This is a genomic window from Francisella hispaniensis FSC454, assembly GCF_001885235.1.
Classification (GTDB): Bacteria; Pseudomonadota; Gammaproteobacteria; order Francisellales; family Francisellaceae; genus Francisella; species Francisella hispaniensis.
The window spans coordinates 1,296,697-1,309,175 of the sequence record NZ_CP018093.1 but is presented as its reverse complement, the minus strand read 5'-3'; the positions used below and the strand labels follow the sequence as shown (position 1 = coordinate 1,309,175).

Sequence of the window (12,479 nt, the reverse complement as noted above, 5' to 3'; positions counted from 1 at the left end):
TTCAGTAAATATAAATAAGTATATGCATGTAGATAAATTTATTTCTCACAGAGGTGCCAATAGCGATTTTATTGAAAATACTATTGAGGCTTTTCAAATTGCCAAAGATGCTGGTTTTAGCTGGTTTGAAACTGATGTTCAGATGAGTAGCGATGGTGAGTTGTTTCTTTTTCATGATAGAACACCTAAAAGATTTGCTGACTGCGATAAAAATGTTATAGAAATGACACTTGCTGAACTAAAACAAATACAACTTGTTGATTCAGTTTTAAAAGTGAAAGCAAAAATTCCCACTTTGAGAGAGTACCTTGACTGGGCTAGTGAGAATGATGTTTTTACAAATCTTGAGCTTAAAATAAGTACTCAAGATAAAAAATATCAGCAAAAGTTAGTGGAAAACGTATTTAAAATACTTCAAGAATATCCAAATCTAAAAACAAAAATATTAATATCAAGTTTTTCAGATTTTGTAATGAAACTTTTGAAGAAATATAAAGATTATCCTCAAGGAAAACTTTTTTATACACTAAATTGGCCTAGAGACTTTAATTATATTGATAAAAGATTGTACAAAAATTATAAACAAAATAGATATCTAGCGATTATTATTAACTATAGTTGTTTAAATCAGCAAAGAGTCACTTATTTAAAACGTAAATTTGACAAAATATTTGTATATTCTGTTCATACTGATTGTGAAGTCAAACAACTATTAGCATGGGATATAGATGCTATGTTTATTGATAAAAAAGAGCAGCTAAATTTAAGTTTGTAAGTAATCCTTGAGAATTTCTTCTACACTTGTAGTTATTTTTTGACTATGAGGACAACCTTCAGGGTAGAAGTATTTTAGTTCTATAAAGCCATCTGCGATTCTATATTTGAATGTAACAAAAGAATAAACATCTTTGATTACTTGTAATTTTTCGGCTAATAAGCTTTCACCAATATTAAAGACATTCCATCTTTTACGGATAATTTTTTTATTTTGTTGAGTATTTGCTAGTTTTAATCCTTCAAGCATAGTAATACATTCTTTAGGAGGCCCTGGGAAAGCATAGATATATCTACCTGTATCAAATTCTAGTTTAAAGCCATTTGCGGTACCATTTGTATTTATTAAAATTTGTGAGCCTTGAGGAAACATTGCTTGTTTTTTAGTTCCTAAAGTAATTTTACCATACTTGGAGAGCATTCTTTGCTCTAGCCTTTGCCAAGAAGGCTGATCAAGAACGAGCTTTTTATCAAAATATTTTGCAATTGTTTCTGTGGTCAAATCATCTTCTGTCGGTCCTAAACCACCTATGGTTATGATATTTTTATGTGTTGATTTTAAGAACTCTAAACTCGCTATAATATCATCATAACTATCTTTACAGCTTACATGAAAACCAATCTGAAAATCTTTGCTAGCAAGGTGTTTTGCAAATGCACTTGAATTTGTGTTGATAATATCGCCATCTGTTATTTCATCACCAATTGCGATAAATCCAAAGTCATATTTCATAATGTTCCTTATAATTTTTATAGTTTTATCAAAATCCGCTACTTTTGATTATATTTTTTATGTATTATGTTTTATGAAGTATATATTATGTGTATACAAGATTGAATATCTAAGGAGCCTTGAATGAAAATACTATCTACTAATGTTTATGTGGGACCTAACATTTATGCTAACTTTCCTGTTATAAGACATGAGATTGATCTAGGAGTGCTAGAAAACTGGCCTTCTGCGAAGCTTGGTGACAAGTTTATAGATCAGCTTGTAGAGAGCTTGCCAGGACTACAAGAGCATGGCTGTTCTTATAGAGAAAAAGGCGGATTCATCCGTAGATTAAGAGAGGATGAAGGTACTTGGATGGGACATATTTGGGAGCATGTGATTTTAGAGCTTCAAAGTATGGCTGGTAGTGATGTGACATTTGGTCGTACTAGATCAGCAGGTGAAGTAGGTCACTATAATATGGTTTATGAGTATAAGCAAAAGGATGTTGGTCTAAGAGCTATGGAATTAGCTAGAGACTTGTTGATATCTCTATTGCCAGAAAACCTTAAAAAACAAGTAGAATTTACAAACGATGATTTTGACTTTGAGTATGAAAAGGTTAGATTTATAAAATTTGCTCAAAGTAAAGAGTTTGGACCTAGTACAGCTTCATTAGTAGAAGCAGCGAAAAAAAGAGATATTCCATATATTCGTCTAAATGATCAATCATTAGTACAATTTGGTTATGGTAAGTATCAACAAAGGATTAGAGCAACAATTACTGGTAAAACAACTAGTATTGCTGTTGATCTATCATGTGATAAAGAGCAGACAAACACGATATTGAGTAGTTTAGGCTTGCCTGTACCAAAGCAAAGAATGGTTACAACAGAAGAAGGTGCTGTAAGAGCAGCTAAAATTTTAGGTTTTCCTTTGGTTATTAAACCATTAGATGGTAATCATGGTAGAGGTATTTCAATAAATCTTAAGACAATTGAAGAAATAAAAGAAGCATTTGTTGAAGCTAATAAAGTTTCACGTTATGTGTTATTAGAGCAATATGTAACAGGCTTTGACCATAGGATGCTTGTTGTTGATGGTAAGCTTATAGCTGTTGCAAAGAGAGTGCCTGGCCATGTTGTTGGCGACGGTAAGCATACAATCGCAGAGTTGGTTGAAATAGTTAACCAAGATCCACGTAGAGGTATTGGGCATGAGAAGGTTCTAACAAAGTTAGAGTTAGACTATCAAGCAAGAACATTGCTAAGAGCAGCTGGTTATGATGAAAATACTATTCTTAAAGATGGTGAGGTATTTTATCTAAGATCTACAGCTAACTTATCAACTGGTGGTACGGCAATAGATGTGACAGATATTGTTCATCCGGATAACAGGGATATGGCTGAAAGAGCGATTAAGGCAATTGGTTTAGATGTCGGTGGTGTAGATTTCCTTATTGATGATATTTCACAATCTTATCATGATATTGGCGGAGCAATTTGTGAATGTAATGCCGCACCAGGATTTAGAATGCATGTGGCACCAAGTGAAGGTAAGCCAAGAGATGTTGCTGGAGCTGTTATTGATATGCTTATACCTAGAGAGTATGGTAATGCGAGAATTCCTATTGCTGCAATTACTGGTACTAATGGTAAGACTACAACTTCACGTATGGTAGCACATATGTGGAAAAATGCCGGTAAAGTTGTTGGTTTAACAACTACAGATGGTGTCTACATTAATGGTAAACTTACTGTAGCGGGAGATACTACAGGACCAGCTTCAGCACAAATGGTATTAAAAGATCCATCAGTGGAGATGGCTATTTTAGAGACTGCAAGAGGTGGGCTATTAAGAAGCGGTTTGGGTTACGACTATTGTAATGTTGGAGCTTGTTTAAATGTTTCTGCTGATCATTTAGGCTTGAAGGGTATTAATACTTTAGAGGATTTAGCTAAAGTAAAAAGTATAGTTGTTGAAGCTGCGAAAGATGTTGCAGTTTTAAATGCAGATGACCCTAATGTTTTGAAAATGTCAGCTAAAGTTACAGCTAAGCATATTTTCTATGTGACAATGAACCCAGAGCATGCTTTAGTTAAGCAGCATATCCGTGCGGGTGGTAAGGCATGTATTATTGAGAAGGGTGTAAATGGAGATATGATTACAATCTTTGATAATCATATTCATATACCGGTATTATGGACGCACTTAATACCAGCAACTATGGAAGGTAAAGCTATACATAACGTTCAGAACTCAATGTTTGCAATAGGTATATGCTACAGTATGGGGATGAGCTTAGATGATATGCGAGATGGTTTAAGAACTTTTGTGACATCCTTCTATCAAGCTCCAGGACGTATGAATTGGTTTGAAGAGCATCCATTTAAAGTACTAATGGACTATGGACACAATCCAGCTGCTATCAAACTAGTTAGTCAAATGATTATGAATATGGAATTCGCTGGCAAAAAAATATGTGTCTTGGCTTCTCCAGGAGATAGAAGAGATGAAGATATTGTCGAATTAGCAAAAACTGCGGCACCTTATTATGACTACTTTATCTGTAAGCGTGATGATGATACTAGAGGTAGAGCGCCAGATGAAGTACCAAGAATATTAAAAGAAGCATTAATTGAAGCAGGTATATCTATTGATAATATTGAAATTATAGAAAGTGAAAAAGAAGCGGTAGATGCAGCACTGAATATGGCAGAAGAAGGCGACTTAGTAGTAATATTTGCTGATAAGCTAAAGAGAACTTGGAAGCAAATCATCTACTTTAATAAGGATCAAGAGTTTGATAATAAAGATAAAAAACTTGAGAAACAAGAAATGTTTTCTGCTTCTGTAATAGCTCAAGACCCTAGTTTATCAGAAGAAATATCACAAGTGATAAAAGCTGGGATAATTTCTGATGATAGTGGTGTAAGAGTGGTGTATCATGAAGAAGATAATGATTAAATAGTCTTTTTAGAAGGAGACTTGTATGATTCCTGAAGGTTATTCACGTAGGCTAGTTGGTCCTAATTTGTTCTTTAAAGAAACAGGGACAGTATTAGATGTACCATTAGTAGACAATAGAGATGAGCTGACAAAACTTTTTTATCAAGAAGCTAATAGAATTTTATTAGCTCTTGATTGGCAAGATATTAAAATCACTCATAAATTTTTTAATAATGGTGTTAGGTTTGCAATGACAGCTCCAGTAGATATAATTATGCCTGCCTGTGATGTCATTGATTTTATCTGGCTATCTACTCGAGAGGGTTTTGAAACTGGAGTATTCAAAACTATTGAGGAGGCAAAGCGTAAGCTTATTCCATTGATAGATGAGGATAAAAACCTTACATATCGTAAGCTTTATGAGCTTGCTAAATCAAAAGGTTTTAATGCTTTTAGAGATAAAAATAAAGCTTTTATTGGTTCTGGTAGAGGCTGTTATGAGTTTGATTTAGATAATGACTCGATAGATAATATTCCATGGCAGGATATTTATGATATTCCTGCAGTTATTGTTACAGGCACAAATGGTAAGACAACTACAATTAGACTTACAGATTACATTTGTCGTGTAGCAGGTAAACTTACAGGATATACTTCTACAGATTGGGTAAAAGTAAATGATGAATTAATTGATGAAGGTGACTATTCAGGCCCAACCGGCCATCAATTTGTTCTGACAAATAAAAAAGTTGAAGTAGCTCTTTTAGAATCTGCAAGAGGCGGTTTACTAAAAAGAGGTCTGATAGAAACTTACGTAAATGCTGCAGCAGTGACAAATGTTTCGGCAGATCATTTAGGTGAGGATGGTATTGAGACGGTTGCAGAACTTGCTGAGGCTAAATCGATAGTTTTTCGCGCTTTAGGTCAGGGTTCACATGGGGTTATCAATCTTGATAACTCATATATGAAAGAAAGATTTGATAAGCTTAGCTGCGCAAAAATAGTAGTTACTCAGAACCCACAACAGTATGATATGGAGTATTATTTGTCGAAAGCAGATTATGCCTGTATAGTTGAAGATGGTAATTTTGTTTGGATTGAAGCAAATTCTAAAAAAGTAATATTGCCAGTTGTAGAGGCACCGTTAACTGTTAGAGGCTTTGCTAAACATAATATTGAAAATGCTATGATCGCTATAGCTTTATCGTTTAAGTTAGGCATTAGTTTTGATGTTATAGAAAAAGCACTTAGAAGTTATTCTAATGATCCGAAAGTTAATAGAGGTCGAGCTAATGTTTTTGAATGGGATAATAAAGTTGCTGTACTTGATTATGCTCATAATGAAGCTGGAATAGAAGCCCTTTTAAATATGGTGAAAGCCTATGATAAGGGTGGTAAGAAATATTTGATGATTGGTACAACTGGTGATCGTAAGTATTTAATATCTGGTATTAATGATATAGTTCTTAAACATAATTTGGACTTTATCGTTATAAAAGAAACAGAAAAATATTTACGTGGTGCTAAGCCTTTGGAGTTGCCATTATTGATTCGTAAAGATTTGGCAGATAAAGGCTATGATATTTCTAATACATATATTTCTCATGGCGAGATTGATGGAGTTAAGTTTTTAGTTGAAAAACTAGAAAGTAACGATATGGCAATATTTTGTTGTCAAGCTGAACTTGAAGAGGTATCAAACTATCTTGAAGAGTGTACAAAGAAATAACTATTTATACAATAAACAAACCACATGGGTTGCAATACCTTCTTCTCTACCAATAAATCCTAATCTTTCAGTTGTAGTTGCTTTGATATTTATTTGACTAATCTCTATATCAAGGATATTTGCTAGGCATGCTCTCATCTTTCCAATATGTGACAGCATTTTAGGAGCCTGAGCTATTATAGTACAATCAATATTACTAATCGAATATTGCTTATCTTCAAGCATTTTTTTTATTTCAGCTAAGAAAAATTTACTATCAATATTTTTGAATTGATTATCTGTATCAGGGAAATGCTTACCGATATCACCTAATCCTAAAGCACCAAGAATTGCATCACAGAGAGCATGTATTAGTACATCACCATCAGAATGAGCTTCAAGACCTAGATGATAAGCAATTTCTACTCCACCAATAATAATATTTTGTTTTGCTGAGGTAAATTTATGAACATCATAGCCATGACCTATACGAAATGACATTATTTTTATCCTTAATCTTGAGAAACTGGATAGTTATTAGCTAGCCAGTCCTTGATTCCACCTGCTACAGAAACTACATTTGTATAACCCATATGCTGCAAGCTTTCAGCTGCTAGAGCTGAACGAAAACCACTGCCACAATACAAATATATTTTTTGAGTTTTGTTAGGTACTAAGTTTTCAATTTTTACTTCAATTTGCCCTTTGCTTAAGTGTGTAGCTCCTTGAATATGAAATCTATTAAATTCAGAGTCTTCTCTAACATCAAAAACTATACCATCAAGCTCTTGAGAATTAATCTTATTGTAAAGTTCAGTTGTAGAACATTCTTTTACTTGGGCTTTCGCATTATTGACAAGCTTTAAAAACTCATTTGGTTTGAATTGATTAGGCGAGACTGTAGGGTAGCCTTTAGCATTCCATGCCCTCCATCCACCATCGACAGAGATGACATTTTTATAACCCATCTTGCGAAGCTTATCTGCGACTAAAGCAGATCTAAAGCCACCACCACAATAAAAATACATTTTTTGGTTTTTGTTAGGAACTGCTGATTCGATGGCACTTTCAATAATTCCTTTACTTAAATGAATTGCGTTTGGAATATAGCCATTTGCAAATTCTGATTCTTCACGAGTATCTATAAGTAAGCCATCGAGTGTTTCTGTTTTATTCATTTGTTGAATATCATCAACAGTACACTCTTGTATTCTTGATTTTGCGTCATCTACTAATTTTAAAAAACCTGATGAGTGTTGCATAATTTTCACCTTCTAATCTTTTAGTTGTTTATCTATTAAATATTTTATATTCTTATCTGCATAAAAAGAATAACTAAACAACATAATCTACAATTTGGAAAATAATTATTATGATAGTACAAAGTAGAGCTAAGTTATTAAATTTACTATTTTGCATCGATTTATAAATTATTTGATAGTTACTTTTGCGTAAAATTCTAACCATATATAAAGGGCAAGATACGAGCATTATCAATGAGAATAAGCCAACGATAGATAGTGCGATTAAGAAAAGCTTTTTGAAATAATAATTTAGTATTATGGGTAGCATAAAAAGCAAAAAGCTTAGCAAGACATTTTTATTTAGTTTTGATAAATTAGCCATCTTGAATTTATCTAATATCAAATCTTTTAGAGCTAACGAAAGAGTTATAAAAGCCGTAGTTACTGATATTGTAATAAAGGCATATATAAAACTTATAATCTCAGAGGATTTTATATTTGCTTTGAGAATATAGATAAGCTGAGTGACACTATCTTCAGAACTTAATGATTTAAGCATCTCTGCAAAGCTATTTTTACTACCATAAATTGCGATGTTACCAAATATTGAAATTATCCAGCATATATATATTGCTAATATGATAAGTGAAGCAATTATGATAATTCTTTTAATATCTTTTGGGTGCGGTCCAACATAATTTACAACACTAGGGATTATTATGTGTGCTGAAAATGTTGTGGCTAAAATAGGTAGTGCTATGATTAGTTGTTTGAAGTTACTAAAGCTATAGCTATCTAAATTAGCTATACTTATTGATTTAAATAGTAAAATTATAATAAAAACTATAATTATTAATTTTATACTTAGAAAAACTCTATTTAGCCATTCAGCAGAGCCTGTACCTTTTAAAATAAAACCACCAAAAATAATAACAAAGCTTATTTCAATAACTATATAGTTTATGTTTAATAAGCTTTCAAAAGATGAGCCTATTGCTGATATATAGGCTGCTAACATACCATAAAGTATCCCAAATGCACAAATATAGACTAAAGCAATCCCGGGTTTTTTGAAAAGTTTATGTGCTAAGCCTAGATAACTAATACCTTTCTCAAAATGTAAACAGGCTTCTGCAACTGCTAGTGTCGAGTATGTCATTAGCAGCCACATCAAAAACATAATTATAGAGCCAATAATTGCGCCAAAGTACGAGAGAATCATTGGTATCGCAAGGATACCGCCTCCAAGTGATGTTCCTATAATTAGAAATATACAACCAATTTGTTTGTTTATACTTATCACACTAAGATTTGTTATTTTGATAATTTAGAATAATTAAAGCATATATGTTTATATTATAAAATAATAATTTTTACCATCCAGCAATTGCGGCACCATCAGGATATACTTCTGCAGCTACTTTTTTAACAGCAGGACTTTGGAATGCTTTGACATATTCTTTAAGTTTGGGGTTATTCTTCTGATCTGCGTTTGCTGCAATAATGTTAGTAAATGGCGAGTCAGTTGGTTCTACAAATAAAGCATCTTTATGAGTAAGTCCTGCTTTTGATAAATAATCATTGTTTATAATTCCTAATGCTACGACTTCTAGATTGTTAGGAATTTGATCTGCTTGTAGAGCAATAATTTTTAGGTTTTTAGGGTTGCTAACTATATTATCTGGAGTGGCTTTCCATGTTACACCTTTTTGAAGCTTAATAAGTCCAGCATCTTCTAATATCATAAGGGCACGACCTTGGTTAGTTGGGTCGTTAGGTATCGCTATAGTTGCTCCATCAGGAACTTCATCAATGTGTTTATATTTTTTCGAATATATTCCCATTGGATAAAGAAAAGTTTTGCCTATAGATACGATATGATATCCAAACTTCTTATTTTGATTTTCTAAGAAAGGTATATGTTGGAAGGCATTTGCTTGGATTTCATTGTCATTTAATGCTCTATTTGGAAGATTGTAATCTCCGAATGAAACTAACTTAACATCAAGTCCATATTGTTCTTTAGCAATTTTCTTACTTTCTTGCATGATTTTATCTTGAGGAGGACTTGTTATATATCCTACCGTTATTTGGTTAGGATTTATAGCAGCTGATGCATTTAGATATAGTTGAGTACCACTAGCAACTAGGAGAATAACTATAACAATCCAAAGAGAAGTTAGTTTTTTTGCGGTAACCAGATAATTACCAAATGACTGAGTTAGTTGTACAAGTATAACTAACATAATTACACCGCCTAATAGTAGCGTATAATTGCCATAGTTATAACCTTTGAAATAGGTTAGATCACCAAGACCTCCACCACCGACGATACCAGCCATAGCAGAGAAGCCAATTAGCGAAATACAAGTCAAAGTGGCAGCATCTATCAAGAGATTTTTTGATTCTGGTATCAGTACTTTGAATATTATCTGTCTTTTAGTTGCGCCCATTGCTTTTGCCGCTTCAATAAGACCATTATCAACCTCACGTAGAGCTGATTCTGTCAAGCGTGCATAAAATGGTAGAGCAGCTATAGCAAGAGGTACTATCGAAGCAGTAGTACCTATTGTTGTTCCAACAATTAATTTAGTTAAAGGATATAATAAAATTAGTAAGATAATATATGGGATACTTCTAGTGATATTTATGATAACACTAAAAGTTTTGTTGAAGCCTTTAACAAGTACATTTTTATTATCTTGAGTGATATAAAGTAAAATACCTAATAATATCCCACCAATTACAGCTACTAGAGTAGCTATGAAAACCATAAAAATAGTTTCCCATGTTGATTGAGCTATTTGGCTAAGCTCATGTAAACTAAATATTGTCTGCTGTTGCATAACCTAGCACCTTTAAATTAACATCTTGGTTTGAAAGAAATCTTAGGGCATTTTCCCAGTCTTGACGCTCACCTGTGATATGACAAATTGCTATACCGACTATTTGATCTTGGATAGTTTCAATATTTGCTTGGATAATACTAGCTGTAGCATTAAACTGACGAGAAATCTCAGCAATAATTGGCATTTTACCTTTATCACCATAAAAAGTTAGTTGCACTACGGGATAGGTATTATTATAACTATATGGATTGTCCTGAAGCTTTTTAGCGATAAAATCTGGAACTTTAGTATGAATACTTGTTTCAACAAATGACCTAGTGACAGGTGCTTGAGGATTTAAAAACACATCTAGAGTCTTACCCATTTCAGCAATCCTACCTTTATCAATAATCGCAACACGATCACAGATTTTTCTAACTACATCCATTTCATGAGTGATTAAAACTATTGTTAAACCAAGCTCTTTATTTAGTCGTTTGAGTAATGCAAGGATTTGTTTGGTAGATGTTGGATCTAACGCAGATGTTGCCTCATCAGATAGTAGTACAAGTGGATTTAATGCAAGTGCTCTAGCTATAGCGACTTTTTGCTTTTGACCACCACTTAGTTCTTGTGGATATGCGTTTGCTTTATTTGGTAATTCAACTAAATCTAAAAGCTCAAAAACTCTTTTTTTGATTTCACCCTTAGGTATTCCTTGGATCTCAAGTGGTAGAGCAATATTTTCAAAAACATTACGTGATGATAGCAGATTGAAATGTTGAAATATCATTGCTACTTTTTTACGAAATTCGCGTAGCTGTTTTGAGTTTTTCTTAGTTATATTTTCATCAGCTATGAAAACTGAGCCATCAGTAGGCTGCTCAAGTAAGTTTAAGCATCTTAAAAGAGAACTTTTACCAGCACCACTATGACCAATTATGCCAAATATTTCACCTTGTTTGATTTCTAGATTGATGTTATCTAGAACAAGATTACTAGTGTTGTTTGTTCTATATTCTTTTTTTAAGTTTTTAATTTGAATCATTTTTTGCCTTTGCTTTGTCACCAATTTTACTTTCTTGTCCACTAATCAGTCTTTGGATGTTTCCTTTATGCTTTACAAGTATTATTATCGCTATTATCAAAAATGGTAAAGCTACTTGTATGTCTGATGTAAATATTACTGAAAAACTCGCTATAACGGTAGCTACTAAAGCTGATAATGATGAGTAACGTGTGACTACTGCTATACATAACCATGTAATCACAAATATTAATCCTAAGATCCAACTAAAGCCAAAAAGTGTGCCTATAAGTGTTGCAACACCCTTACCACCTTTGAAACCAAAAAATATTGGAAAAATATGACCAAGAATTGCATAAAGTGCTGTGCATGCAGTTATAAACTCATTGCCTGTTAGAACTTTAGCAATAACTACTGGGACTAAACCCTTGAGTATATCAAATATTAGCGTAATTACAGCTGGAATTTTACCTCCAATTCTAAGAACATTTGTCGTACCAGGATTACCAGAACCAACACTGCGAGGTGATGGTAATCTAAATATATAGCACACGATGATCGCACTATTTATAGATCCTAACAAGTAAGCAAATATTAGGATACTGAAATTCAAAAAGTCCATAATCTTCCTTTACAATTCTGAAATTATTTAAACTATTATAGAAGATAATACTATCTAGACAATAATTTATATATAAAAATTTGAGGGATTATCTCAACTAAATCTTAAAATATCTATTATTAATTAATCCTTCATTATGAAATCAGAAAAATTTCTAAATCTAAAAAAACATCAATCGATTATATTTAATATAGTTTTGGGCATAACGTACTTTTTAAAACAATTGATAGGGAAAAAACAAAGTTACTATTAACTTCGATAATGTTATTTAGCTTTTTATTAGTGGATTATGGAACCAGTGACGCCACAGCAGAGTTACCTATAGTGGATCAATATTGCTTTTACTAGCTAGATATTAACTATTAATCTAGTATTCTTCGATTTCCTCAGGCGATGCTTTGGGATATCAAAATTATTAATTAATAATCCATTAATTATATAGCAAATTATTATGTTAAGCTCTTATTTTAATATTTTATATTTAGCTGTAATGGTTAAAGTGATAAATATTTGTAGATGTGATAAACATAAGTGTCGCAATACATGTGGAATTTTTTTGGTGGGTGAGGATAAAACTATTTCTTACTACATGCTTTGTTCATGTCTTAAAATATT

At 32.6% G+C, this 12,479-nt stretch carries 10 protein-coding genes; 3 read left to right on the top strand and 7 right to left on the bottom strand.

Going from position 1 to position 12,479, the window contains the following annotated elements:
* Positions 1-22 precede the first annotated feature (22 nt).
* On the top strand, positions 23-775 hold the full coding sequence (locus tag FSC454_RS06415; protein WP_066046201.1) for a glycerophosphodiester phosphodiesterase family protein: 753 nt from the start codon (positions 23-25) through the stop codon (positions 773-775).
* Here FSC454_RS06415 and FSC454_RS06410 read toward each other — a convergent pair.
* On the bottom strand, positions 764-1,507 hold the full coding sequence (locus tag FSC454_RS06410; RefSeq protein WP_066046198.1) for a competence/damage-inducible protein A: 744 nt from the start codon (positions 1,505-1,507) through the stop codon (positions 764-766). The two genes, FSC454_RS06415 and FSC454_RS06410, sit on opposite strands and share 12 nt — an antisense overlap.
* Before the next feature lie 123 nt (positions 1,508-1,630).
* On the opposite strand from FSC454_RS06410, the gene cphA reads away from it, so the two are divergent.
* Both cphA and FSC454_RS06400 read left to right on the top strand, forming a co-directional pair.
* Positions 1,631-4,453, top strand: coding sequence for a cyanophycin synthetase (gene cphA / locus FSC454_RS06405; RefSeq protein WP_066046195.1), 2,823 nt, complete (start codon positions 1,631-1,633; stop codon positions 4,451-4,453).
* Positions 4,454-4,478: 25 nt separating this feature from the next.
* Positions 4,479-6,164, top strand: a complete 1,686-nt coding sequence (locus FSC454_RS06400) for a Mur ligase family protein (protein WP_066046192.1) — start codon at positions 4,479-4,481, stop codon at positions 6,162-6,164.
* Here the strand turns inward: FSC454_RS06400 and ispF are convergent, their stop codons facing one another.
* From ispF to plsY, 6 genes are all read right to left on the bottom strand, one after another.
* Entirely contained in the window at positions 6,165-6,644 is a 480-nt protein-coding gene (gene ispF / locus FSC454_RS06395) for a 2-C-methyl-D-erythritol 2,4-cyclodiphosphate synthase (protein WP_066046189.1), read from the bottom strand.
* Positions 6,645-6,655: 11 nt separating this feature from the next.
* Complete coding sequence (locus tag FSC454_RS06390) at positions 6,656-7,405, bottom strand: rhodanese-like domain-containing protein (protein ID WP_066046186.1); 750 nt, start codon at positions 7,403-7,405, stop codon at positions 6,656-6,658.
* A 73-nt stretch (positions 7,406-7,478) separates the two neighbouring features.
* On the bottom strand, positions 7,479-8,690 hold the full coding sequence (locus tag FSC454_RS06385; protein ID WP_066046183.1) for an aromatic amino acid transport family protein: 1,212 nt from the start codon (positions 8,688-8,690) through the stop codon (positions 7,479-7,481).
* A 70-nt stretch (positions 8,691-8,760) separates the two neighbouring features.
* Entirely contained in the window at positions 8,761-10,233 is a 1,473-nt protein-coding gene (locus FSC454_RS06380) for a MetQ/NlpA family ABC transporter substrate-binding protein (protein WP_066046180.1), read from the bottom strand.
* Positions 10,211-11,263 (bottom strand): methionine ABC transporter ATP-binding protein, encoded by a 1,053-nt coding sequence (locus FSC454_RS06375; protein ID WP_066046177.1) that lies wholly within the window; start codon positions 11,261-11,263, stop codon positions 10,211-10,213. The genes FSC454_RS06380 and FSC454_RS06375 overlap by 23 nt, the downstream gene beginning before the upstream one ends.
* The gene (gene plsY, locus FSC454_RS06370) at positions 11,250-11,864 is read right to left on the bottom strand and encodes a glycerol-3-phosphate 1-O-acyltransferase PlsY (protein ID WP_066046173.1); all 615 of its coding nucleotides are present in this window, start codon (positions 11,862-11,864) and stop codon (positions 11,250-11,252) included. The genes FSC454_RS06375 and plsY overlap by 14 nt, the downstream gene beginning before the upstream one ends.
* Positions 11,865-12,479: the final 615 nt, after the last annotated feature.

What these genes read in the sequence shown, in the direction of transcription:
- FSC454_RS06410 (WP_066046198.1), bottom strand. Translation starts at nt 1,507, where the DNA reads ATGAAATATGACTTTGGATTTATCGCAATTGGTGATGAAATAACAGAT.
- plsY (WP_066046173.1), bottom strand. Translation starts at nt 11,864, where the DNA reads ATGGACTTTTTGAATTTCAGTATCCTAATATTTGCTTACTTGTTAGGA.
- FSC454_RS06380 (WP_066046180.1), bottom strand. Translation starts at nt 10,233, where the DNA reads ATGCAACAGCAGACAATATTTAGTTTACATGAGCTTAGCCAAATAGCT.
- FSC454_RS06415 (WP_066046201.1), top strand. Translation starts at nt 23, where the DNA reads ATGCATGTAGATAAATTTATTTCTCACAGAGGTGCCAATAGCGATTTT.
- FSC454_RS06390 (WP_066046186.1), bottom strand. Translation starts at nt 7,405, where the DNA reads ATGCAACACTCATCAGGTTTTTTAAAATTAGTAGATGACGCAAAATCA.
- FSC454_RS06375 (WP_066046177.1), bottom strand. Translation starts at nt 11,263, where the DNA reads ATGATTCAAATTAAAAACTTAAAAAAAGAATATAGAACAAACAACACT.
- FSC454_RS06400 (WP_066046192.1), top strand. Translation starts at nt 4,479, where the DNA reads ATGATTCCTGAAGGTTATTCACGTAGGCTAGTTGGTCCTAATTTGTTC.
- ispF (WP_066046189.1), bottom strand. Translation starts at nt 6,644, where the DNA reads ATGTCATTTCGTATAGGTCATGGCTATGATGTTCATAAATTTACCTCA.
- cphA (WP_066046195.1), top strand. Translation starts at nt 1,631, where the DNA reads ATGAAAATACTATCTACTAATGTTTATGTGGGACCTAACATTTATGCT.